The 24,086-nt window shown below is 60.8% G+C and carries 22 protein-coding genes, 1 other RNA gene and 1 pseudogene; 17 read left to right on the plus strand and 7 right to left on the minus strand.

Features of this window, described 5'->3' with window-relative positions:
- Positions 1–241: 241 nt before the first annotated feature.
- On the plus strand, positions 242–1,480 hold the full coding sequence (gene serA / locus ADK28_RS25765; RefSeq protein WP_028127697.1) for a phosphoglycerate dehydrogenase: 1,239 nt from the start codon (positions 242–244) through the stop codon (positions 1,478–1,480).
- A 48-nt stretch (positions 1,481–1,528) separates the two neighbouring features.
- Here the strand turns inward: serA and ADK28_RS25770 are convergent.
- From ADK28_RS25770 to zapA, 3 genes and pseudogenes are all read right to left on the minus strand, one after another.
- Positions 1,529–2,136 (minus strand): annotated as a pseudogene (locus ADK28_RS25770) (5-formyltetrahydrofolate cyclo-ligase).
- A gap of 52 nt (positions 2,137–2,188) precedes the next feature.
- A non-coding RNA gene (gene ssrS, locus ADK28_RS29510) (6S RNA) lies at positions 2,189–2,371 on the minus strand.
- Between the two features lie 40 nt (positions 2,372–2,411).
- On the minus strand, positions 2,412–2,741 hold the full coding sequence (gene zapA / locus ADK28_RS25775; RefSeq protein WP_004931621.1) for a cell division protein ZapA: 330 nt from the start codon (positions 2,739–2,741) through the stop codon (positions 2,412–2,414).
- 319 nt (positions 2,742–3,060) lie between these two features.
- Here zapA and ADK28_RS25780 point away from each other — a divergent pair, with 319 nt between their 5' ends.
- The 8 genes from ADK28_RS25780 to ADK28_RS25815 all read left to right on the plus strand — a co-directional run bounded on the left by ADK28_RS25780 (position 3,061) and on the right by ADK28_RS25815 (position 13,555).
- Positions 3,061–3,639, plus strand: a complete 579-nt coding sequence (locus ADK28_RS25780; RefSeq protein ID WP_028127696.1) for a YecA family protein — start codon at positions 3,061–3,063, stop codon at positions 3,637–3,639.
- A 55-nt stretch (positions 3,640–3,694) separates the two neighbouring features.
- Positions 3,695–5,011, plus strand: a complete 1,317-nt coding sequence (gene pepP, locus ADK28_RS25785; protein WP_016930007.1) for a Xaa-Pro aminopeptidase — start codon at positions 3,695–3,697, stop codon at positions 5,009–5,011.
- Between the two features lies 1 nt (position 5,012).
- On the plus strand, positions 5,013–6,191 hold the full coding sequence (ubiH, locus tag ADK28_RS25790) for a 2-octaprenyl-6-methoxyphenyl hydroxylase (protein WP_048797026.1): 1,179 nt from the start codon (positions 5,013–5,015) through the stop codon (positions 6,189–6,191).
- Positions 6,192–6,272: 81 nt separating this feature from the next.
- The gene (gene ubiI / locus ADK28_RS25795) at positions 6,273–7,475 is read left to right on the plus strand and encodes an FAD-dependent 2-octaprenylphenol hydroxylase (RefSeq protein ID WP_033639448.1); all 1,203 of its coding nucleotides are present in this window, start codon (positions 6,273–6,275) and stop codon (positions 7,473–7,475) included.
- 506 nt (positions 7,476–7,981) lie between these two features.
- Positions 7,982–9,079, plus strand: coding sequence for a glycine cleavage system aminomethyltransferase GcvT (gcvT, locus tag ADK28_RS25800; RefSeq protein ID WP_048797027.1), 1,098 nt, complete (start codon positions 7,982–7,984; stop codon positions 9,077–9,079).
- Between the two features lie 44 nt (positions 9,080–9,123).
- Complete coding sequence (gene gcvH / locus ADK28_RS25805; protein ID WP_016930003.1) at positions 9,124–9,510, plus strand: glycine cleavage system protein GcvH; 387 nt, start codon at positions 9,124–9,126, stop codon at positions 9,508–9,510.
- 91 nt (positions 9,511–9,601) lie between these two features.
- A complete protein-coding gene (gene gcvP / locus ADK28_RS25810; RefSeq protein ID WP_004931634.1) occupies positions 9,602–12,481 on the plus strand; it encodes an aminomethyl-transferring glycine dehydrogenase in 2,880 nt (959 codons plus the stop codon).
- Positions 12,482–12,589: 108 nt separating this feature from the next.
- Positions 12,590–13,555: a quinone oxidoreductase family protein gene (locus ADK28_RS25815; protein WP_048797028.1), complete on the plus strand. Its 966-nt coding sequence runs from the start codon at positions 12,590–12,592 to the stop codon at positions 13,553–13,555.
- Positions 13,556–13,565: 10 nt separating this feature from the next.
- Here the strand turns inward: ADK28_RS25815 and ADK28_RS25820 are convergent, their stop codons facing one another.
- The 3 genes from ADK28_RS25820 to ADK28_RS25830 are packed head-to-tail and all read right to left on the minus strand — an operon-like array spanning position 13,566 to position 16,175.
- Positions 13,566–14,093 carry a GNAT family N-acetyltransferase gene (locus tag ADK28_RS25820; RefSeq protein WP_028127694.1) on the minus strand — a complete coding sequence of 176 codons (528 nt, stop codon included), beginning with the start codon at positions 14,091–14,093 and terminating at the stop codon, positions 13,566–13,568.
- Positions 14,093–15,511 (minus strand): ATP-binding protein, encoded by a 1,419-nt coding sequence (locus tag ADK28_RS25825; RefSeq protein WP_033639452.1) that lies wholly within the window; start codon positions 15,509–15,511, stop codon positions 14,093–14,095. The genes ADK28_RS25820 and ADK28_RS25825 overlap by 1 nt, the downstream gene beginning before the upstream one ends.
- A 4-nt stretch (positions 15,512–15,515) precedes the next feature.
- Positions 15,516–16,175 (minus strand): response regulator, encoded by a 660-nt coding sequence (locus tag ADK28_RS25830; protein WP_016929999.1) that lies wholly within the window; start codon positions 16,173–16,175, stop codon positions 15,516–15,518.
- Positions 16,176–16,364: 189 nt separating this feature from the next.
- On the opposite strand from ADK28_RS25830, the gene ADK28_RS25835 reads away from it, so the two are divergent.
- The 3 genes from ADK28_RS25835 to ADK28_RS25845 all read left to right on the plus strand — a co-directional run bounded on the left by ADK28_RS25835 (position 16,365) and on the right by ADK28_RS25845 (position 17,984).
- Positions 16,365–16,598: a hypothetical protein gene (locus ADK28_RS25835; protein WP_016929998.1), complete on the plus strand. Its 234-nt coding sequence runs from the start codon at positions 16,365–16,367 to the stop codon at positions 16,596–16,598.
- A 96-nt stretch (positions 16,599–16,694) separates the two neighbouring features.
- Positions 16,695–17,441 (plus strand): SDR family oxidoreductase, encoded by a 747-nt coding sequence (locus ADK28_RS25840; RefSeq protein ID WP_048797029.1) that lies wholly within the window; start codon positions 16,695–16,697, stop codon positions 17,439–17,441.
- A gap of 225 nt (positions 17,442–17,666) precedes the next feature.
- Positions 17,667–17,984: a BrnA antitoxin family protein gene (locus ADK28_RS25845; protein ID WP_033639455.1), complete on the plus strand. Its 318-nt coding sequence runs from the start codon at positions 17,667–17,669 to the stop codon at positions 17,982–17,984.
- Positions 17,985–18,209: 225 nt separating this feature from the next.
- Here ADK28_RS25845 and ADK28_RS25850 read toward each other — a convergent pair whose 3' ends face one another.
- Positions 18,210–18,854 (minus strand): GntR family transcriptional regulator, encoded by a 645-nt coding sequence (locus ADK28_RS25850; RefSeq protein ID WP_169540627.1) that lies wholly within the window; start codon positions 18,852–18,854, stop codon positions 18,210–18,212.
- A 162-nt stretch (positions 18,855–19,016) separates the two neighbouring features.
- On the opposite strand from ADK28_RS25850, the gene ADK28_RS25855 reads away from it, so the two are divergent.
- The 5 genes from ADK28_RS25855 to ADK28_RS25875 form a co-directional block, all read left to right on the plus strand.
- Entirely contained in the window at positions 19,017–19,730 is a 714-nt protein-coding gene (locus tag ADK28_RS25855) for a DUF2848 domain-containing protein (RefSeq protein ID WP_048797030.1), read from the plus strand.
- Positions 19,730–21,076, plus strand: coding sequence for an amidase (locus ADK28_RS25860; protein WP_048797031.1), 1,347 nt, complete (start codon positions 19,730–19,732; stop codon positions 21,074–21,076). The genes ADK28_RS25855 and ADK28_RS25860 overlap by 1 nt, the downstream gene beginning before the upstream one ends.
- Before the next feature lie 49 nt (positions 21,077–21,125).
- Positions 21,126–21,779: a DUF4286 family protein gene (locus tag ADK28_RS25865; RefSeq protein ID WP_016929991.1), complete on the plus strand. Its 654-nt coding sequence runs from the start codon at positions 21,126–21,128 to the stop codon at positions 21,777–21,779.
- Positions 21,776–23,101, plus strand: coding sequence for an MFS transporter (locus ADK28_RS25870; RefSeq protein ID WP_048797032.1), 1,326 nt, complete (start codon positions 21,776–21,778; stop codon positions 23,099–23,101). Before ADK28_RS25865 ends, ADK28_RS25870 begins: the two co-directional genes overlap by 4 nt.
- Positions 23,102–23,412: 311 nt before the next feature.
- Positions 23,413–24,086: DeoR/GlpR family DNA-binding transcription regulator (locus ADK28_RS25875; protein WP_048797033.1), on the plus strand; the 674-nt coding region annotated here is incomplete at its 3' end.

A 24,086-nucleotide genomic window follows, 5' to 3' on the forward strand; every position in this document is an offset into this window, starting at 1 on the left:
AAATATCTTTTCTGAAAAACGGCAAATTTGGTGACTTATGTCACATTGTGAAAACTGACTCCCCAAAGCTTCTGCCGAAAACTTTCCCTATGGCATTTTCTGCCGTAAACCGCCATCAACGCTGCGCCTTGTCCTGCCGGGCAGGCAATCGTTTGTATTGCCGCCCGCGTTATTTTTGTTATGTTGGATGGGAGCTGTGTCGTCACAGCCGCTTCTGAAGTCTGAACATAGGGTCGGGTAAATGGCAAAAGTATCATTGGAGAAAGACAGGATTAAATTCCTGTTGGTGGAAGGGGTTCATCAGAGCACGGTCGATAATTTACGTGCCGCCGGTTATACCAACATCGAATACCACAAGGGTGCGTTAGACACCGAATCGCTGAAGGCATCCATCCGCGATGCACACTTCGTCGGCATCCGATCGCGCACGCATCTGACCGAAGAGGTGTTCGCCGCCGCAGAAAAACTGGTGGCGGTGGGCTGCTTCTGCATCGGCACCAACCAGGTTGAGCTGAAAGCGGCGACCAAACGCGGTATTCCGGTCTTCAACGCCCCCTTCTCCAATACCCGATCCGTGGCCGAAATGGTGCTGGGCGAGCTGCTGTTGATGCTGCGCGGCATTCCGGCCGCCAACGCCAAGGCGCACCGCGGCGTGTGGCACAAACTGGCCGTGGGCTCCTATGAGGCGCGCGGCAAAAAGCTGGGCATCATCGGCTACGGCCATATCGGCACCCAATTGGGCATTCTGGCCGAAGGGCTGGGCATGAAGGTGTTCTTCTACGACATCGAGAATAAGCTGCCGCTGGGCAATGCGCAGCAGGTGCGCCATCTGTCCGATTTGCTCAATATGAGCGACGTGGTGACGCTGCATGTGCCGGAAACGCCATCGACCAAAAATATGATGGGGGCGGAAGAGCTGGCGCTGATGAAACCGGGCGCCATTCTGATCAACGCCTCGCGCGGCACCGTGGTGGATATTCCCGCGCTGTGCGACGCACTGGCCAGCAATCACCTGGCGGGCGCGGCGATCGACGTCTTCCCGGAAGAGCCTGCGACCAACAGCGATCCCTTCAACTCGCCGCTGTGTGAGTTCGACAACGTGCTGTTGACGCCGCACATCGGCGGTTCCACTCAGGAAGCGCAGGAGAACATCGGCGACGAAGTGGCCGGCAAGCTGGCGAAATACTCCGACAACGGTTCGACTCTGTCCGCCGTCAACTTCCCGGAAGTGTCGCTGCCGGCGCATGGCCCGAACGCCAGCCGCCTGTTGCACATCCACGAAAACCGTCCGGGCGTGCTGACGCAGATTAACCAGATCTTCGCCGAAGAGGGGGTTAACATCGCCGCACAGTATCTGCAAACCGGGCCGGAAATCGGCTATGTGGTGATCGACATCGAAGCGGAAACCGCGCGCGCCGACGCCGCGCTGCAGCGTATGAAGGCCATCGACGGCACCATCCGCGCCCGCCTGCTGTTCTGATTCGGCGGCATGCCGCAACGAAAAAGGCCGGAGCGATCCGGCCTTTTGCTATTTGGGCTCATGCCACGCCCAGCTGCAGAGCGGGGTGAGGATTTCCGGCAGCGGGATATCCCAATGTTCGGTCGGCAGGTGCTCCACCTGCTGGCAATCATGGGCCAGGCCGATGGGATAGGGGCCGCCGCTGCGCCAGTTTTGCAGGGTGCGATCGTAAAAGCCGCCGCCCATGCCCAGACGCTGCCCGGTATGATCGAACGCCACCAGCGGCGTCAGCACCACCTCCAGTTCACCCAGCGGCAACACCTGGCGCACATCGAGGCGCGGTTCGAGAATATTGAAGTGGTTGCGCACCAGCGGCGTTTCCGGCGCATAGCGCAGGAACAGCAGGTGGCCTGGGCTGAACGGATGCAGCACCGGCAGGTAAACCCGTTTGCCGAGCGTCCACAGCCGCTCGATCAGCGGCTCGGTATCGAGTTCGCCGTCAAACGACAAAAATACCGCGATGCTGTGCGCCGCCTGAATGCGTTCATGCGCGACGAGGCGTTCGGCTNCTTGTCTGCGGCAAAGCGTTGCTGGCCCGGCGTAAGCTCGCGCCGACGTTGGCGAATGAGTTGACGAATGGCTTGGCGCTGCTGCGCGAATTGGGGTTGAAAAGACATCGTATCAGGCTTGCTCAGTGTGGCGTTCAGCACACATAAACCGCTGAGAAGGGGAATCTCCGAGATGCCGTCGCAGGCTGTAACCCTTGAACCCATGGTTCAAGGTGAACGTGCCGTCGCAATCTTAAGGCTTCTCGGCGCACCGAGCGTGCTCACCGATCGCGGAGCAACACATTCTGTTTGTACTAAATATCGGCTCAGGGGACTGGCCCGCTGGCGAACATCTCAGAGAAATTTTGTACTCGTTGCCGAAACTTTGATTTCAACAACTTAAGTTATTCGAATTGTGCATCCTGACGTTCAGAGATGCGACCTTGTTCAAGCAGCGCTTGTTCAATGGTCTGCTGCAGCATCCGTATGCGTTGTTCCATATTGGACGCATAGTCACGGGTTTTCAACCGTTCTTGAGCAAGTTCGTGACAGACGTTCAATGCCGCGATGAAAACCAGTTGCTCAGTATTGGAGACTCTAGTGCGAACTTTAAGATCTTGCAACCGCTGGTTAAGATCGTCCGCCGCCATATTCAACGCATCTTGTTGTTCTGGCGGGCAATTGACTCTTAACGAGCGGCCAAAAATTTGAATATCTACCGGTTGTGCAGACATGCCACCTTCCTGCCTAAATTTCGCGCCAGCCTTGTCCGCCCTGGCCGGGCCGTCAAAGCGGGCGCCACTATATATACCTCGGTACCAAGATACAACCCCTTTTTCAGTACCTGGTTGTAATCTACTGTGGCGCACATTGCCAGTCAAAAAAGGGTTTCAAAATGCGTATTTACCGCACTTTCGCCCCCCGCCGGCGCAGTGTGAAACCTGCCACATCGCGATTATAACTAGCCACTGAGGTGTCGCGCTTATCTGGTATAGCGACGGACCTTGGTGGTAGCATAACACGAACTTATCCTGCCAACGATGACGAATGCGCATGTCTATACAGAATACATTTCCAAGTTACCAATCTTTAACCGTGGCCCTCAACCAGCAGTCGGTGGCGTTGACCGCGGCAGAAATGCACGGCCTGATCAGCGGCCTGCTGTGCGGCGGCAGCCGTGACGCCGGCTGGCAGGCGCTGGTGCACGATCTGACCAACGAAGGCGTCGCCTTCCCGCAGGCGCTCAGCCAACCGCTGCAACAGCTGTATGAAGCGACGCGCGACACGCTGGAAGATGACGAGTTCCTGTTCCAACTGATGCTGCCCGAAGGAGAGATCGTCAGCGTGTTCGATCGCGCCGACGCGCTGGCCGGTTGGGTCAACCACTTCCTGCTCGGGCTGGGCATGATGCAGCCGAAGCTGGCCCAGGTGAAAGACGAAGTCGGTGAAGCGATCGACGACCTGCGCAACATCGCGCAACTGGGCTACGACGAAGACGAAGATCAGGAAGAATTGGAACAGTCGCTGGAAGAAGTGGCGGAGTATGTGCGGGTCGCCGCCATCATGTGCCACGGCGAATTCGCCCGTCACAAGCCGACGGCGCCGGAAAACATCAAACCGACGTTGCACTAAACGTTTTATCGCCCCTCCGCCGGCGGTGCGGATGGCATGATTTCAGGAGAAGGCAATGACTCAGCAGGAATTCAACAACCGCCGCCAGGCGCTGTTGGCGAAAATGGCGCCGGCCAGCGCGGCGGTTATTTTCTCTGCGCCGGAAACGACGCGCAGTGCAGATTCAGACTATCCCTACCGGCAGAACAGCGACTTTTGGTACCTGACCGGCTTCAATGAGCCCGAAGCGGTGCTGGTGCTGATTAAAAGCGATGAAACGCACAACCACAGCGTGTTGTTCAACCGGGTGCGCGATTTGACGGCGGAAATCTGGTTTGGCCGCCGCCTGGGGCAAGACGCCGCGCCGGCGAAGCTGGGCGTGGATCGCGCGCTGCCGTTCGATGAAATCAATGACCAACTGCACCTGCTGCTCAACGGCCTGGATGCGGTCTACCACGCGCAGGGCGAATACGCCTATGCCGATCAGATCCTGTTCGGCGCGCTGGACAAGCTGCGCAAGGGGTTCCGCCAGAATCTGCAGGCGCCGGCCACCGTTACCGACTGGCGGCCGTGGCTGCACGACATGCGCCTGTTCAAATCGCCGGAAGAGCTGGCGGTGATGCGCCGCGCCGGTGAGATCAGCGCGTTGGCGCATACCCGCGCGATGGAAAAATGCCGCCCGGGCATGTTCGAATACCAGCTGGAAGCGGAAATTCATCATGAATTCACCCGCCTCGGCGCCCGTTATCCGTCTTACAACACCATCGTCGGCAGCGGCGAAAACGGCTGCATCCTGCACTACACCGAGAACGAGAGCCAGATGCGCGACGGCGATCTGGTGTTGATCGACGCCGGTTGCGAGTACCAGGGGTACGCCGGCGACATCACCCGCACCTTCCCGGTCAACGGCAAGTTCAGCCGGCCGCAGCGCGCGGTGTACGACATTGTGCTGGCGTCGCTGCAGCGCGCTTTGGAACTGTTCAAGCCCGGCACCAGCATCCGCGAAGTCAATGACGAAGTGGTGCGCATCATGGTGGTCGGGCTGGTGGAGCTGGGCGTATTGAAAGGTGAAGTCGATCAATTGATCGCCGAGCAGGCCCACCGTCAGTTCTTTATGCACGGGTTGAGCCACTGGTTGGGGCTCGATGTGCATGACGTCGGCCACTACGGCACGCCGAGCCGCGATCGGCTGCTGGAGCCGGGCATGGTGCTGACCGTGGAACCGGGGCTGTACATCGCGCCGGATGCGGACGTGCCGGAGGAATACCGCGGCATTGGCATCCGCATCGAGGACGACATCGTGATCACCGCCGACGGCAATGAAAACCTGACCGCCACCGTAGTGAAAGATGCCGATGCCATCGAAGCGTTGATGGCGGCGGCAAGGTCATAGCATGAGCGTAATTATCGTTGGCGGCGGTATGGCGGGCGCGACGCTGGCGCTGGCTATCTCGTCGCTTACTCAGGGAAGAATGGCGGTGGATCTGGTCGAGGCGACCCGGCCGGACGACCGCAGCCATCCTGGTTTTGACGCCCGCGCCATCGCTTTGGCGCAGGGCACCTGCCAACAGCTGGCGCGCATCGGCGTTTGGCCGGCGCTGCGCGACTGCGCCACGCCGATCACTCAGGTGCACGTCAGCGATCGCGGTCACGCCGGTTTCGTTAATCTGCAGGCGCAGGATTATCAGGTCGATGCGCTCGGCCAGGTGATCGAACTGCACGACGCCGGGCAGCGGCTGTTTGCGCTGCTGACGAAGGCGCCGGGCGTCACGCTGCACTGCCCCGCGCGGGTGGTGGACGTGATCCGCACCGCGGAGCTGGCGGAAGTGCTGCTGGACAACGGCCAGCGTCTGCGCGGGCAGCTGCTGGTGGCGGCCGACGGTTCGCGTTCGGCGCTGGCGCAGGCCTGCAACGTGCAGTGGCGGCAGGAGGACTATCCGCAGTTCGCCACCATCGCCAATGTCACCACGGCGGAAGATCCGCAGGGGCGAGCTTTCGAGCGCTTTACCCGTTATGGGCCGCTGGCGCTGTTGCCGATGTCGCAGGGGCGCAGTTCGCTGGTGTGGTGCCATGCGCGCGAAGATCGCGCCCGGGTGGATGCCTGGGACGACGCGCGTTTTATCGCCGAGCTGCAACAGGCTTTCGGCTGGCGGCTGGGGCGCATCCTCAAGGCCGGTAAGCGGCACAGTTATCCACTTGGCCTGCTGACCGCCGATCGCCATGTCAGCCACCGGCTGGCGCTGGTGGGCAACGCGGCGCAGACGCTGCATCCGATCGCCGGGCAGGGGTTCAACCTGGGTCTGCGCGACGTGATGTCGCTGGCGGAAACGTTGGCGGAAGCGGCAGACAGCGGCGAAGACGCCGGCGGTTACGCATTGCTGAGCCGTTATCAGCAGCGGCGGCAAAACGATCAGCAGGCGACGATCGGCGTGACCGATGGGTTGATCCACCTGTTCGCCAATCGTTATAGCCCGCTGGTGGTCGGCCGCAATCTGGGGCTGATGGCGATGGCGCGTTTGCCGGCGGTGCGCGACGCCTTCGCCAAGCGTACGCTGGGCTGGGTGGAACGTTAGACACAGAATCGTGCGCCCTGTGGCGCGCCCAAAAACGCGGCGCGGCAAGGCGTCGCGCGTTATTTAAGGAAATCGAGCAGCATGCAATCATTTGACGTGATTATCGCCGGTGGCGGTATGGTGGGGCTGGCGTTGGCCTGCGGCTTGCAGGGCAGCGGGCTGCGCGTGGCGGTGCTGGAGCAGCGCCAGCCGGAGATGGCGCCGCCGTCGGAGCAGCCTGCGCTGCGCGTCTCCGCCATCAATGCCGCCAGCGAGCGTTTGCTGCAGCACATCGGCGTGTGGGACGACATCCTCCAGCAGCGCGCCAGCGCCTACAACGCGATGGAAGTGTGGGATCGCGACAGCTTCGGCAAAATCGCCTTCCGCGGCGATGAGTGCGGCTTCAGCCATCTCGGCCACATCATCGAAAATTCGGTGATCCAGCAGGCGCTGTGGAAACGCGCCGAAAGCCTGTCGGACATCACGCTGATTACCCCGGCCGCGCTCAAGCAGGTGGCGTGGGGCGAGAATGACGCCTTCATCACGCTGGAGGACGGCCGTATGCTGACCGCGCGGTTGGTGATTGGCGCCGACGGCGCCCAGTCGTGGCTGCGCCAGCATGCCGATATCCCGCTTACCTTCTGGGACTATCGCCACCACGCGCTGGTGGCCACCATCCGCACCGAAGAGCCGCATCAGGCCACGGCGCGGCAAATTTTCCACGGCGACGGCATTCTGGCGTTCCTGCCGTTCAGCGATCCGCATTTGAGCTCCATCGTCTGGTCGGTCGCGCCGGAAGAGGCCGAGCGTCTCAAGCAGTTGGAGCCGGAACAATTCAACCGCGAACTGGCGATGGCCTTCGATATGCGTCTGGGCGCCTGCAGCCTGGAAAGCGAACGGCTGGCGTTCCCGCTGACCGGCCGCTATGCGCGCAGCTTCGCGGCGCACCGCCTGGCGCTGGTGGGCGATGCGGCGCATACCGTGCATCCGCTGGCCGGCCAGGGCGTGAACCTGGGCTTTATGGACGCCGCCGAGCTGATTTCCGAACTGCGTCGCCTGCAACGGCAGGGCAAGGATATTGGCCAGCACCTCTATCTGCGCCGCTATGAGCGCCGCCGCAAACACGGCGCGGCGGTGATGCTGGCCAGCATGCAGGGTTTCCGCGAACTGTTCGACGGCAACCACCCGGCCAAAAAGCTGCTGCGCGATGTGGGGCTGCGGCTGGCGGACAGCCTGCCGGGCGTCAAACCGAAGCTGGTGCGTCAGGCGATGGGCCTGAACGATCTGCCCGAGTGGCTTGCCTGACACCTGCCTTCTGCGAGCCCGCAGCGGGCTCGCGCTTCTCGCCTTATGCCATCGCGTTTCCTTATATAACCCCTCATTTGAAATAATCTAATTTCAGCCGCTTTTTATCATTACTTTTTCTAATTCCATGTTCGGTTATCAAAAGTCAGGATCCCATGTGCGGCCATAGGTTTGTTATATAAGTTCGGTGTTTTGCCGCTTTAATTGTTAATTTTGTGCCTTAAGGCGCATTTTTCCAGTGAAAAACTCTGCACACTAGCCCGGCGTTTTACCGCCCGGGAACGGCGATGAGCCTATTTTAACTTATGGTTAATGTGGTCGTTCGGTGATAAGTTCGAGGGAAAGGTATCGTTTGCGTCACGGCGGTTGCACGCAGTTTCCGCCCGTCCCGGCGCAGCATTTGTGTTGAGCAGTCAGTGCGCCATGGCGATCGGGCCGCGAGCCAGTCTCCGCCGCGTTGCGTGGCAGCACCCTAACTTCTAGCGACGAGTGGAAAGAGGGAAAAGATGGCAAAGCAAACCCCACTGTACGACCAGCACGTGGCGTGCGGTGCGCGCATGGTAGACTTTCACGGCTGGATGATGCCGCTGCACTACGGCTCGCAGCTCGATGAGCACCACGCGGTGCGTCAGGATGCCGGCATGTTCGACGTGTCTCACATGACCATTGTGGATCTGCACGGCGCCCGCACCCGCGAGTTCCTGCGCTACCTGCTGGCGAACGACGTCGCCAAACTGACCCAACCCGGCAAAGCGCTGTACACCGGCATGCTGAACGCCTCCGGCGGCGTGATCGACGACCTGATCGTTTATTTCCTCACTGAAGACTATTTCCGCCTGGTGGTGAACTCCGCCACCCGCGACAAAGACCTGGCCTGGATCGAAGAGCACGCCGCGCCGTATGGCGTCGCGCTGACGGTGCGCGACGATCTGGCGCTGATCGCGGTGCAGGGCCCGCAGGCCAAAGAGCGCGCCGGCACCCTGTTCACCCCGGAGCAAAAAAGCGCGGTCGAAGGCATGAAGCCGTTCTTCGGCGTGCAGGCCGGCGAGCTGTTCATCGCCACCACCGGTTACACCGGCGAGGCCGGCTATGAGATCGCGCTGCCGCAAGAGCAGGCGGCGGATTTCTGGCAAAAATTGCTGGCCGCGGGCGTCAAGCCGGCCGGTCTGGGCGCGCGCGACACGCTGCGTCTGGAAGCGGGCATGAACCTCTACGGGCAAGAGATGGATGAAGGCGTTTCGCCGCTGGCCGCCAACATGGGCTGGACCATCGCCTGGCAGCCGGAAGATCGCCGTTTCATCGGCCGCGAAGCGCTGGAGCAACAGCGCGAGCAGGGCACCGAGCAACTGGTCGGCTTGATCATGACGGAAAAAGGCGTATTACGTAATGAGCTGCCGGTGCGTTTCACCGACGCGGCGGGGCAAACCCGCGAAGGCGTGATCACCAGCGGCTCGTTCTCCCCGACGCTGGGCTTCAGCATCGCGCTGGCGCGCGTGCCGGCGGGCATCGGCGAGCAGGCTATCGTGCAGATCCGCAACCGCGAGATGCCGGTCAAAGTGACCAAGCCCGGTTTCGTTCGCGCCGGCAAGCCGCTGGCAAATTAATTTTTATTGATTGATTTTTTATTTCTTCGAAGGAGTAACCGGCGATGAGCAATGTGCCAACAGAATTGAAATACGCATCCTCCCACGAGTGGGTTCGTTCAGAAGGTAACGGCGTTTACACCGTAGGCATCACCGAACACGCGCAGGAACTGCTGGGCGATATGGTATTTGTCGATCTGCCGGAAGTGGGCCGCACAGTCGCCGCCGGTGAAGATTGCGCCGTGGCGGAATCCGTCAAGGCTGCGTCGGACATTTACGCGCCAATCAGCGGTGAAATCGTGGCGGTGAACGGCGAGCTGGAAAGCTCCCCGGAGCTGGTGAACAGCGAACCTTACGGTGACGGCTTCCTGTTCCAGATTAAAGCCTCCGACGAAGGCGAGCTGGCGAACCTGCTGGACGCCGCGGCTTATCAGGCCTCGATCGACGAGTAATCGTGCCACGCCCCAGGCCTTTCGGCCGGGGCGTTTTAGTTACCGTTCAAGCTATATCCCGTATCACGCAAGCATTCAGGAATTTGTAGCAATGACTCAGACACTCAGCCAACTCGAACACAGCGAAGCGTTCATCGAACGCCACATCGGCTCTTCTGCGGAACAACGCCAGGAGTTGCTGGCAGCGGTGGGCGCTCGCTCGCTCAGCGCGCTGATCCAACAGATCGTGCCGGCGGACATTCAGCTGCCGGGGCCGCCGCCGGTTGGCGACGCGGCGACCGAACACCAGGCGCTGGCTGAGCTGAAGGCGATCGCCTCGCAGAATCAGCGCTACAAATCCTATATCGGCATGGGCTACAGCGCCGTGCTGACGCCGCCGGTGATCCTGCGCAACATGCTGGAAAACCCGGGCTGGTACACCGCTTACACCCCTTATCAGCCGGAAGTGTCGCAGGGCCGTCTGGAAGCGCTGCTGAACTTCCAGACCGTGACCCTCGATCTGACCGGCCTGGATCTGGCCTCCGCATCGCTGCTGGATGAAGCCACCGCCGCCGCCGAGGCGATGGCGTTGGCCAAACGCGCCAGCAAGCTGAAAGACGCCAACCGCTTCTTCGTGGCTGACGACGTGCATCCGCAGACGCTGGACGTGGTGCGCACCCGCGCCGAAACCTTCGGCTTCGACGTCATCGTCGATAAAGCGGAAAAAGTGCTGGAGCTGGACGGCGTGTTCGGCGTGTTGCTGCAGCAGGTGGGCACCACCGGTGAACTGCACGACTACAGCGCGCTGCTGGCCGAACTGAAATCGCGCAAAATCATCACCAGCGTGGCCGCCGACATCATGGCCCTGGTGCTGCTGACCGCGCCGGGCAAGCAGGGCGCCGACGTGGTGTTCGGCTCCGCGCAGCGCTTCGGCGTGCCGATGGGCTACGGCGGCCCGCATGCCGCCTTCTTCGCCTGCCGCGACGAGTTCAAGCGTTCGATGCCGGGCCGCATCATCGGCGTTTCCCGCGATGCCGCCGGCAACACCGCGCTGCGCATGGCGATGCAGACCCGCGAGCAGCATATCCGCCGCGAGAAGGCCAACTCGAATATTTGTACTTCGCAGGTGCTGCTGGCCAACATCGCCAGCCTGTATGCGGTGTATCACGGCCCGCAAGGGCTGCAGCGCATCGCCGGGCGCATCCATCGCCTGACCGACATTCTGGCCGCCGGGCTGCAGAAGGCCGGCCTGACGCTGCGCCACAACACCTGGTTCGACACCCTGACCGTTGAAGTGAAAGACAAGGCCGCCGTGCTGGAGCGCGCGCTGAGCTTCGGCATCAACCTGCGTACCGACATCCACGGCGCCGTGGGCATCACGCTGGATGAAGCCACCTCGCGTGAAGACGTGCAAACGCTGTTCGCACTGCTGGCCGGCGACAATCACGGTCTGGACATCGACGCGTTGGACGCGGCGGTGAGCAAAAACAGTCAATCGATCCCGGCCGCCATGCTGCGACAGGATCCGATCCTGACCCACCCGGTATTCAACCGCTATCACAGCGAAACCGAGATGATGCGTTACATGCATCGCTTGGAGCGTAAGGATCTGGCGCTGAACCAGGCGATGATCCCGCTGGGTTCCTGCACCATGAAATTGAACGCCGCGGCGGAAATGATCCCGATCACCTGGCCTGAATTCTCCGAACTGCACCCGTTCTGCCCGCCGGAGCAGGCTGCCGGTTACCAACAGATGATCGGCCAACTGTCTCAGTGGCTGGTGCAGCTGACCGGCTATGACGCGGTGTGCATGCAGCCGAACTCCGGCGCGCAGGGCGAATACGCCGGCCTGCTGGCGATCCGCCGCTACCACGAAAGCCGCAACGAAGCGGGCCGTCACGTCTGCCTGATCCCGAGCTCGGCGCACGGCACCAACCCGGCCTCCGCCCAGATGGCGGGCATGAGCGTGGTCGTGGTCGCCTGCGACAAGAACGGCAACATCGATCTGCACGATCTGCGCGTCAAGGCGGAGCAGGCAGGCGAAGAACTCTCTTGCATCATGGTGACCTACCCGTCGACCCACGGCGTGTATGAAGAAACCATTCGTGAAGTGTGCCAGATCGTGCATCAGTTCGGCGGTCAGGTGTATCTGGACGGCGCCAACATGAACGCCCAGGTGGGCATCACCACGCCGGGCTACATCGGCGCGGATGTTTCGCACCTCAACCTGCATAAAACCTTCTGCATCCCGCACGGCGGCGGCGGCCCGGGCATGGGCCCTATCGGCGTGAAAGCGCACCTGGCGCCGTTCGTACCGGGCCACAGCGTCGTGCAGATCGACGGCGTAACCACCCAGCAGGGCGCGGTCTCCGCGGCGCCGTTCGGCAGCGCCTCCATCCTGCCGATCAGCTGGATGTACATCCGCATGATGGGCGCGGAAGGCCTGAAGCAGGCCAGCCAGATGGCGATCCTGAACGCCAACTACATCGCCACCCGTCTGAAAGACGCGTATCCGATTCTGTATACCGGCCGCGATCACCGCGTGGCGCACGAATGCATCCTCGACATTCGTCCGCTGAAGGAAGAGACCGGCATCAGCGAAATGGACATCGCCAAGCGCCTGATTGACTTCGGCTTCCACGCGCCGACCATGTCGTTCCCGGTGGCGGGCACGCTGATGGTCGAGCCGACCGAGTCGGAAAGCAAAGTGGAGCTGGATCGCTTTATCGATGCGATGCTGGCGATCCGCAGCGAGATCGACCGCGTCGCCAAAGGCGAATGGCCGCTGGAAGACAACCCGCTGGTGAATGCGCCGCACGTGCAGGCGGAGCTGGTCAACGACTGGCAGCACCCGTACAGCCGCGAGCTGGCGGTGTTCCCGGTGGCCGGCGTACGCGAGAACAAGTACTGGCCGAGCGTTAAGCGTCTGGACGACGTGTACGGCGACCGTAACCTGTTCTGCTCTTGCGTGCCGATGAGCGATTACGAATAACACGTTCGGCAAAGTTTGTGTTTGGGGGACACCGCATCATGCGGTGTCCCTTTTTATTTTATAGCGGCCTATTCTTTCCTGTACGTTCCCACGATTTGAGGAGNCACCATGCAAGCGGCAATCGTAACAGCGCTGGGGCAAGCCCCGGTTTTCGGCACCTTTGAGGAGCCCCAGGCGCAGGCGAATGAAGTGCCGATCGACGTTCTGGCGGCCGGCATCAAACAGCTGGATCGCGCCACCGTCGCCGGCACCCACTATTCCAGCCCGAAGCAATTGCCGATAGTGCCCGGCACCGACGGCGTGGGCCGTACGGCGGACGGAAAACGGGTGTACTTTGCCTCCTTCCGCCGTCCTTACGGTGCGATGGCTGAGCGCAGCGTCGCGTCATGGACGGTGCCGGTGCCGGAGGCGGTGGACGACGCCACGGCGGCAGCGCTGATCAATCCGGCCTTCGCCGCTTGGCTGCCGCTGCGTTGGCGGGCGGATCTGCAGCCCGGTGAAACGGTGCTGATCATCGGCGCCACCGGCACCTCAGGCAAGCTGGCGGTTGCCGCGGCGCGTCAGGCAGGGGCAGGGCGTATCGTTGCCGCCGGCCGTCGGCTGAGCGTGCTGGAAGCGTTGGGCGTGGATGCCACGGTGGATCTGAGCCTGCAGGGCGAGGCGCTGACGCAGGCCTTCGCGGCGGCGGCGGGGCCGGGCGGTTATCAGGTGATCGTCGATTACATCTGGGGGCCGGCGACCGAAGCGCTGCTTGCGACCCTCAATAATCACGATCTCTCGTCTTACGCCGGCGGACGCGGCATTCGCTTGGTCAACGTCGGTTCGATGGCCGCGCCGGACATCCGGCTGCCGGCGGCGGTGTTGCGCAGCAATCAGCTGCAGATCCTCGGCAGCGGCACCGGCAACTTCCCGCCGATCCCGGAAATGCAGCGCTACGCGACCGAGATTCTGACGCTGGCGGCGACCGGAGCGCTCACTATCGAGACGCAGGAACACGCGTTGGCGGAGATCGCCGAGGTGTGGGATCTGAACAAGAAAAGTGACGTGCGTTCGGTGATACGCATCGCCCGTTAAGCCCCGGCCGTTAGCGGCAAGGGCAGACCAGATGAATATCCTCCGGCTCACGGGCGAACAATTCCGTATCCGGCTGTTCGATGAGTCGGCACCCTTGCGCCAGATAGAAGTCTACGGTGCTTTTATTGGGGATGGAGGAGACATACAGCCCGGCGGCGCCGTCTTGCGCCGCCTGACGCAGGCAGAGCTGGAACAGCTGCCTGCCTAACCCCTGGCCGCGTTTGTGCGCGCTGACGTAAAAGAACAGCAGCTGGCGCAGATCCCGCTGTGGGCCGCGCGGTTCGGTGTCCAGCGCCGCCGCCGCCGCGATCTCCTCGCCTTCGAACAGCGCGAAGAACGCCCCGCCGCGATCGAAGCACGCTTCGTGGATCGGCGTATAGGTTTCCCGATCGTGCGGATCCCAGCCGCGTACATCGTAGTAGTCCGGGTAGGGGTGCAACTTGCCGTCCTGCAGGCGATACAGAGTGTCGATAATTTCGCTGCGGTCGATATCCCATAGCCGGTCGAGTTGCTGCCGTTGCAGCAGAACAGGGGCAATCATGGTCGTGGTTCACTCTCAGTCTGTGGCCGGTAACTTTCCGGCAAATCGATGATGAAGCCGATGCCGCGATCGTCGAGGCCTTCGGTGACGCGCAGCTGCGCGCCGATTTTGTCGGCCAGGTTGCGGGCGATGGCCAATCCGAGCCCGCTGCCGGTTTGCTGCGTGCCGGGCACGCGGTAAAAGCGCTCAAACAGGCGGGAACGGTGTTCTTCGCTTACTCCTGGGCCGTTGTCGCGCAACGTAATATAGCAGCCGAGCGGCGCCAGCGAGCGGATATTGGCTTCGATACGGCTGCCGGGGGGCGCGTACTTGAGCGCATTGTCCAGCAGATTGGTGAAGATGGCGATCAGCGCACGGCGATCGGTGCTCACCACCACATCCTCGCTGCCGTCGAGCGACAGTTCCACATCCTTTTCCAATGCATAGGGAACGTGCTGCGCGATGCATTTGCCAATTTCGGCGTAGATGTCCACCGCCTCAATCTTCAGCGGAAAATCTTCCGCCTCCAGCTTGGCCAGGTTGATCAGCTGGCGTGACAGCGACGCCGCGCGATCCAGCCCTTGTTGCATGTCGCCGATGATCTCCCGGCGCTCCTGCTGCTCGGTGACCTGGGTCAGCAAATGCAGCTGCGCCAGCACGGCGGCGATCGGCGTGCGCAGTTCGTGCGCGGCGTCGGCCATAAACCGTTTCTCGCGCTGATTGGCGGCGTCGATGCGCGCCATCAGTTTGTTGACCTCCATCACCACCGGCCGGATTTCCTGATACTGCTCGCTGACGTTGATCGGCGACAGGTTGCCAGGCTGGCGATCGGAGATGGTGCGGGCGATCTGGCGCAGCGGCCGCAGGCTGAAATAGGCGGTAAACAGCAAGGTGACGATGATGGCCGCCAGAATGCCCAGCAGCGGTACGGCGGTGCTCTCCGCCGGATTGCCGAACAGCGTGGTGCGATCGTTGAACGATTCGCCGACGATCACCCGGTACTGGCGCTTTTCGCTCCAGCTGCCGGCGAGATGCCAGTTAGCGCCGGCGTAATTGACGGAACCGGACAGCACCGAAGGCGGCAGGCGCAGCGGCTCTCCCTGCGTTTGCGAACTGTAAAGCACCCGGTTGTCTCGATCGTAAACCACAAACAGCGGGTGATAGTCGATTTCATCCTGCATGCCGTTATTGATGGAATCAATGTACATGCCTTCAATGGTCTTGATGATGCCGCGGTAATCGATATTGTCAGTGCCTGTTTCGTCGAGAATATTGGCGATGCCTGCAGCGACGATGCGTTGCTGGTTATCGAAATATTTCTCCATGTCGGGGTAATACCAATATTTCACCCAGGCGACGAGGAGCCCCCACAATAATAAAATGGCCAGCACCTGGAAAATAATGGTGCGCATAAAGAAGGATTTGAAACCGATCATTCCGCTACTCTTTCTTCAGCAAATAGCCAATGCCGCGTACGGTAATCACTCTTTCTTTACCGATCTTGCGCCGTAAATTATGCATGTGCACTTCCAGCGAGTTGCTTTCCACGCTATCGCCGTGGCCGAACAGCCGCTGTTCCAACACCGCTTTGCGCACCACGGTGCCGGCGCAACGCATCAGTTCGTGCAGCAGGTGATACTCTTTTTTCGACAGCATCAGCAATTCGTTATCCAGCATGACCTGATGGTTGACCGGATCGAGATACAGCGCGCCGAGGCTCCAGGTTTGTGACGCGAAGCCCGCCATGCGCCGGTTAACCGCTTTGACGCGCGAGATGAGTTCGGGCAGCGCAAAGGGTTTGGCCAGAAAGTCGTCCGCGCCGGAGTCCAGGCTGTTCACCAGGCTTTCAATGCGGTCGCGGGCGGTCAGGATGATGATCGGGATATTTTGCCCGGCGGCGCGCCAGGCGATCAGCTTCTGCAAACCGTCGCCGTCCGGCAGCGTGAGATCCAGCAGCATCAGATCGAATCCGCCGGATGAAAGTTTATTTTCCGCGTCGGCGATCAGGCGCACCCAGCACAAATTAAAGCCGGCCAGCTCCAATGCGCGGCACAGCGCCTTGCCTAATTGCAGGTCGTCTTCCACCAACAGTATGTTCACGTTATTTCCGCTGAGATCCTTGAGTCGCGCTTATCTAACTATAACGCTGACGGGAAGACAACGGGGAAACCTGCTCGGCCTGCGTGTTCTTAAGCAAACCTTAATCTGGCTTTAATCTCGCGTTAAGGGAGCGCGGAAGAATTTCAGTTATTTTGCTGCCATTCGAAATTATGGCTGGGGGAGCGAAACATGCAGACTGAAGGTTTCCCGAACGCGGGCGCCTCGCGGCGGCTGATGTATTCAAGCGTTGCGATGCTGCTCGTTCTGTTGCTGTTGTCTTTTCGCGGCGATGCGCAGAGCCATAGCCACGGCGGCCATCATGCTTCCGCTTTGCAGCGGGTGCATCAGGCGGCGGCGACGGATGCTTACGGCTGCGCCAAGTCGCGCATTAAAAAGCAGCTGCGCCGCCTGGCTCAGCTTTGAAGCGGTTTTTAGGGAGCCGCTCTATACTCTGACGGGCATACGGGGCGCCTGCGCGCAGGCCGCTGTGTTGATATCGCTAACCAGAGAAAAAACAGTATGACGAAAGTGGCATTGGTGACCGGCGCAAGCCGGGGGATTGGCCGCGCGACCGCCTTGCTGCTGGCCCGGCAGGGCTATGCGGTGGGTGTGAATTACCTGCGTGACGAAAATGCGGCGCGCCAGGTGGTGGCGGAGATCGAGGCGCAGGGCGGTAAGGCGCTGGCGCTGCAGGCCGATGTGGCCGATGAAGCGCAGGTGATGGCGATGTTCAGGGCGCTGGATGCCGGGCTGGGCACGCTCAGCGCGCTGGTCAACAACGCCGGCATTCTGTTCCGGCAGGCGAACATTGAACAGTTGACCGCCGAGCGCATCAATCAGGTGCTCGGTACCAACGTCACCGGTTACTTCCTGTGTTGCCGCGAGGCGGTGAAACGCATGGCGCAGCGTCATGGCGGGCAGGGCGGCGCTATCGTCAATGTGTCTTCCGCCGCTTCTCGTTTAGGCGCGCCGGGGGAGTACGTGGATTATGCCGCCTCGAAAGGCGCCGTCGATTCGTTGACCATCGGGCTATCGCTGGAGGTGGCGGCGCAGGGCATCCGCGTCAACGGCGTGCGGCCTGGACTTATCTATACCGAGATACATGCCAGCGGCGGCGAACCCGGCCGGGTGGATCGCGTGAAGGGCAGTTTGCCGATGCAGCGCGGCGGCCAGCCGCAAGAAGTGGCGGAGGCGATCGCCTGGCTGCTGTCCGACGCCGCATCTTACGTGACCGGCACCTTTATCGAGGCCGCAGGCGGGCGTTGAACGCGTCCGGAGAATTTTGACATCCCTTCGGAGGCGATGTATTTTGATTAAATAACAATCAAAATGTAGTTACAAAAATGTATTTTTATTTTGAATGGAATCAGGATAAAAATCACAGTAACCAGCGCAAACACCATGTCAGTTTTGAGATAGCGCAACGGGTTTTTCTGGATCCCAACCATTTCATTTCAGCACGCAAGGCCGATGCCAAAGAGAGGGGAAGATATGAAGCGCAAAAATTCCGCCAAAAATCTGGCCCATAGCGTACTCCCGCCGTTGACGGAGGAGCAGAAAGCGCAAATTGCTTCACTGAATGCGTTGCCGGACGAGGACATCGATTATGCCGATGCGCCGGCGCTGGGGGAAGAAACGTGGCAGACTGCGGTTCAGGGGCGTTTTTATAAGCCGATGAAAGTATCGAAGACCATCCGAATCGATGCGGATGTGTTGGCCTGGCTTCAGCGACCAGGCAAAGGCTATCAGAAACGCCTGAACGCCGTGTTGCGTGAGGCGATGTTGAAAGAGCATGAGCACGAGGAATAATGTGTGTCAGGCGGCTAACGATCCGGTGAGATTCTCACCGGATTTTTTTTGCTGTTTTTTAAGGCAACACCTGCCAACGTCGGCCACCTCTCGATGGAGCTCGATCAAAACTATAAAAACGGTCATTCCGCGGAGCGTGAAATATGACCGTTTACCGTTTATCTCCTGCTCATCGGCAGAACAGGGTCATCATAACTCTTCCCGGTAATATCCTGCGCCGCGGGGTTACCCGTCGTGCAGCAGCGCAGTGCGGAATGACAGGATATGCGCCTGCGCGGCCTCGGCGGCGGCGGCGCTGTCTTGTGCGGCCAGCGCGGCGATAATTGCCCGGTGTTCGTCGATCACTTCGCGCATATGTCCTTCCCGCGACAGGGTGCTGGCCCAAAAACGCTGCGCCCTGGCGTGCAGTACACTCAGGATATCCGCCAGCATGTTATTGCCGGCGATCTGCGCCAGTTCCTGGTGAAATTCATGGTCGAGTGTCATCATGCGCACCCTATCTCGCTCCTGGCTCGCGGCTTCGATTTGCCGATTGAGTTCGGTCAGCGTCGCTATCTGCCTCTCGGTAATCTTCTGGCTTGCCAGCCGCATACACAGCATCTCGTTAGCCAGCCTTACTTCGATCAATTCCAACGCATCGTCCATCGACAACGGTGAAACCATCACGCCTTTGCGCGGGATGACCTGCAATAACCCCTCGTTGGCCAAGCGGTGGATTGCCTGATTGATCGGCGTTCTGCCCATATCCAGGTCGTTCATCACCTGCGCGGTATTGAGATATTCGCCCGGCTTGTAGCTGAGTGTGACCAGCGCCTGTTTGAAACGCCGGTAGGCCAGCTCGTTCAGTGACACGCCGGCTTCTTCCGTCATCGGGCGCTGCGGGCTTTCTGCGTCAACAGTCTTCACGTTTTGCTCCTGCAAGAAGAAAGTTTTTAGACATAGTACACAAAAACATGGCATGGAAATCGCTTATTTGGTAACTAAAGATATAGTGAAATTTCACAGTGTTTTAACAAAAGGGGCGAAACTGCCATGAGACTGACCTTCACTTTACCTGAATCCTGCGGCGCGGCGACGTTGAATGTTGAGATTGATCATCTGGTGATCGCCGGTTGGACCGGACGCGATCGCGAGGCGATCTTGCACCATATTCGTGAATTGGCCGAGCTGGGCGTGCCCCAGCCCAGTGCAATCCCCCTGTTTTACCGCGTTGCCGCCAATCAGTTGAGCCAGCAAGAGACCATTGAAGTCATTGGCAACGCGACGTCCGGCGAAGTGGAACCGCTGATTTTTGCCCACCGCGGCGAACTGTTCGTGTCATTGGCGTCCGATCACACCGATCGTCAACTCGAAGCGCACAGCGTGGCGCTGTCGAAACAGATTTGCGTTAAACCGGTGGCGCGAGTCGCCTGGCCGCTGCAGGAGGTGTTGGAACATTGGGACAGTTTGATCTTGCGTTCGTGGATCAGAGAAGAGGGCGAATGGCGATTGTATCAACAGGGCTGCCTTGCCGCGTTGCGTACGCCCGGTGATTTGCTGGAACGTTACTTCACCGGTATGCAGCCGCCGGAGTGCGGGCTGGCGCAGCCGCAAACGCCCGACGGGTTGGCGATGACTTGCGGCACGGTGGCGGCGATCGGCGGCATTCGGCCGGCTGGCGAGTTTCGCATGGAACTGGTGGACGACGTGCTCGGGCGAACCATCAGTCATCGCTACCGCAGCATCGAACTGCCGGTGGTGGCGTAATGAAAAAGCTGACTTTGATGCAGGCCACCGCCGGGCTGGCTAGCGGTGAGCTCACCGCAGTGCAACTCACCGCCGCCGCTTTGGCGCAGATCGTCGATGAGCGGGGAGAGGGGGGGCGCGCATTTACGCGAACCTACACCGAGTGGGCGCAACGGCAAGCGCAGGCCTCCGATCGGCGACGCGCCGCCGGCTCGCCTCTGTCGGCGCTGGATGGCGTGCCGATCTCGGTCAAGGATCTGTTTGACGTGGCCGGTGAGGTGACTACGGCCGGTTCGCGCGTATTAGCGGACGCGTCAGCCGCTGAAAAACACGCTGCGGTAGTGGAACGGCTGTTGCAAGCCGGCGCGGTGGTGGTTGGCAAAACGACGATGACGGAGTTCGCCTATTCCGGTCTGGGCATCAATCCGCATTACGGGACGCCGGCCAATCCTTGGGAGCGCCAGGCGGCGCGCATTCCCGGCGGCTCCTCTTCCGGTGCGGCGGTGGCGGTGGCCGACGGCATGTGCCTGGGCGCGATTGGCAGCGATACCGGCGGGTCGGTACGCATTCCCGCCGCGCTGTGCGGGTTGACCGGTTATAAACCCACTGCACGGCGCATCAATGACGCCGGCTTACTGCCGCTGTCGCCTTCGCTGGATTCGATCGGCGTGATCGCTCATGACGTCGCCAGCTGTATTGCGCTGGATGCACTGATTGCCGACTGTCCGCTGCGGGTGCCGCAAAAAACGTTGGCGCAGGCGCATTTTGCCGTGCCGCAAGCGGTGGGGCTGGATGAACTGCAGCCGGAAGTCGCCGGGGCGTTCCAGCGCAGCCTGCAATGCCTGAGTCAGGCAGGCGCACGTATTGAATTTATCCCCGCCACGGCGTTCGCCGAGCTGGCGGCGATCAATGCCGACGGCGGTTTCACCGCGCTGGAGTCCTGGCGCTGGCATCAAGCGTTGATCGCTGAACGGGCCGATGGTTATGACCCAAGGGTGCTGTCGCGCATTCGCCGCGGCGCATCCTTGGGCGACGCCGAGCTGCAGCTGTTGCAGCGACAACGCGCCGGCTGGCAGCGGCGAGTTACGGCGGAGCTGCAGAGTTTTGACGCTTTGCTGATGCCGACCGTGCCGATGATTGCGCCAACTATCGGCGAGCTGGCGGCGGATGATGCCTACTTCCGTTGCAACGGACTGATGCTGCGCAATCCCGCGATCATCAATTTCCTCGACGGTTGCGCGTTGTCCTTGCCTTGCCAACAGCCAGGAGAGGCGCCGGTCGGACTGATGCTGGCTGGGTTGCCGATGCGTGATGAGGTGTTGTTGGGGTGGGCGCTGGCGATCGAACGCTGCCTCGCCGACGCGTGATTTTCCGGTGGGCGCAGGCCTGCCTTTTGAAATGACCAGGAGAATATCCATGAACGATTCCCAGAACGGAATGCTGTTTGTCGCGACGGATGTCGCCACGCAGGATGATGCGGATTTCAATCGCTGGTATGACCGCGAACATGTGGAGGAGCGAGTGCGGGTGCCCGGCTTTTTATCCGGCACCCGCTATCGGGCATTGCAGGGGGGGCGTCAATATTTGGGGTTGTATAAAACCGAATCGTTGGCCAGTTTTACCTCCGAAGCCTATCGCGCCGCGTTTCAACACCAAACGCCATGGTCGGTGGCGAGCCTGGAGAAAATGCGTGATCCAATGCGCAGAGTGTGTGCGGTGGAGGCGGTCACTGGCCAAGGGTGCGGCAGTCATCTCTGTATCTTTGTGCTGCCGTCGGCGGCATCGGAAGCGCTGCATGCCCGCGTCTTGCAATTGGGCGCGCAGCTGGCTGAACAGCCCGGATTCGTGCGCAGCAGCCTGTTGACGCCGGATGCCGAACTCAGTTCCCCGCTGCCGAAAGAATCGCGAGAAAACCGCCGAATGTTGCCGATGCTATTGATCGAAAGCAGCGACGCCGAAGCCGGCCTGCGTTTAAGCGAGCAGGCCGCTGAAGCGCTGAACATGCCCGCCGCCGATGCCTGGCATTATGCCCTTGGCTGGCAACTGACCGCACAGGAGCTGACATCATGAATGCATACACCACTGAAACGGCACAGGCTGCCGCACCGGCCGCAGAAAGCGCCGCCGCACCGCCCAATACCGGCAAACTGGCGGCGGCCAGCTCGATCGGCACGGCGCTGGAATGGTACGATTTCACCGTCTACAACATCATGGCCGCGTTGATTTTCAACCATGTATTCTTCCCATCGTTCGATCCGCTGGTGGGCACGATCCTGGCTTTCTCCACTTATGCGGTGGGTTATGTTTCCCGGCCGATCGGTGGCATCGTATTCGGCCACCTTGGCGATGTGTTGGGACGGCGCTTTGTACTGGTCACCACGCTGGTGATCATGGGCGTGACCACGGCGCTGATGGGATTGCTGCCCGGCTACGCCAGCTGGGGGATTTGGAGCCCGCTGCTGCTGGTGACGCTGCGCTTTATTCAGGGCATTGCGCTGGGCGGAGAATGGGCGGGTGCGGTACTGTTGTCGATGGAACACGGCAAGCCGCATCAGCGCGGGCGCAACGCGTCCTTTGCTCAGGTAGGGCCGTCCTGCGGTTCGTTGATCGGCACAGGCCTCATTACGCTGGTGACGTTGGCGATGTCGGCGGACGATTTCCAGCAATGGGGCTGGCGGATCCCGTTCCTGCTGAGTCTGGTGCTGGTCATCTTCGGTTTGTGGCTGCGCCGGGGTGTGGGTGAGACGCCGGCATTTTTACAACTGGAGGCGTCGAAAGATGTTACGCAGTCGCCGATCCGCGAAGTCTTCACGCAGCACATGCGTCCACTGCTGATCGCCGGCGGATCGCGAATCGGCTCTGACGTGCTCTATGCGCTGGTGGTCGTGTTCACGTTGACCTACGTCACCACCGTGCTGAATCTGCCGCGCCCTCTGGCGCTGGGCGCCACCATGCTGGGGGCGATAGGCAACGCCGTCGCAGTACCGCTGTTCGGCGCGTTGTCGGATCGCTTCGGCCGTCGTCCGGTGTATATCGGCGGTGCATTGGCGGCGATAGTGTGGGCGTTTGCGTTCTTCGTCCTGCTCGACAGCAGTCAACCGGTGTTGATCTGCATGGCTGTGGTGATTGGGCTGTTGATCCATGCGGCGATGTATGGGCCACAGGCGGCATTCATCACGGAACAGTTCCCGACACGGGTGCGTTATGCCGGATCTTCGTTAGCCTATACCTTGGCGGGGATTATCGGTGGCGGCTTTGCCCCGCTGATCATCACTTCTTTGTTTAAATCTTACGACAGCACGCTGGCGATTTCCGCCTATGTCGCGTTGGCTCTGCTTATCACGCTTTGGGCGGTATGGGCGGCGCGGGAAACGGCGCATAAGCCGCTGTAAATAGAACGCCGGGCTACTTTGGGCCCGGCGTTCGGTCAAAACCACACAAACGGTCATTAACGGTCATGCTGCGGAACGTGGAATTGTGACCGTTTACCGTTTCTCGCCAGTCTGCCTCAGATGGTCGCGCATCATAACTGTCTGTTACTCCACACTTTCGTAATTATTCATTTCATTTCCTTCCCGATTTTTTTGACAACTATCACAGCGCGATCGTTGCCCGATCGCGGGGCGATGCGCTTTGCGTCTGCGCGCAAAACGCGGCGCGGCAAATCGATATCGTAATCATCGTCGTGGAGGAGAAAAGAAACATGCTGCCTGTAGAACGTCATCGCTTTATTACCGAAGTCTTGAGCCAGCGCGGCCGCGTGATGGTGCAGGAGGTGGCGCAGCTGTGCCAGATCTCTATCGAGACGGCGCGGCGTGATCTGGCCCTGCTTGAACGGCGCGGCCTGCTGCTGCGCAGCCACGGCGGCGCGGTGTTCGTCGAGCCGCCGGCGGCGGAGAAAACCTATGTGCCCGCCGAGATAGACCAGGGGGAATCTTTCCGCCAGCGCAGCAACGAGGCGCCGGAGCAGAAGACGCGCATCGCCAAACGCGCGCTGGAGTTTATCGCGCCGGGGGATTGCCTGCTGCTGGACAGCAGCTCCACCAGCTGGTTTTTGGCGCGCCAGCTGCCGGATATCTCGCTGGTGGTGCTGACCAACTCGCTGCACATCATCCAGACGCTGGCCTGCAAGGCCAACGTGCGCACCATCGGCCTGGGGGGCGAGTATTCCGCCAAGTACGAGGATTTTATCGGCGTGCTGGCGGAGCAGATGCTGAAAGAGTTCGTGATCAACAAGCTGTTCTTCTCCTGCCACGGCATTTGCCAGGACGGCGGCATCCGCGAGAGCAACGAGCACCATGCGCGGTTGAAGCAACAGATGCTGCTGGCCTCGGAGCGCAAGTTCCTGCTGGTGGACAGCAACAAGTTCGGCCGCCG

Source organism: Serratia sp. 506_PEND (genome assembly GCF_001076875.1).
Classification (GTDB): Bacteria; Pseudomonadota; Gammaproteobacteria; order Enterobacterales; family Enterobacteriaceae; genus Serratia; species Serratia marcescens.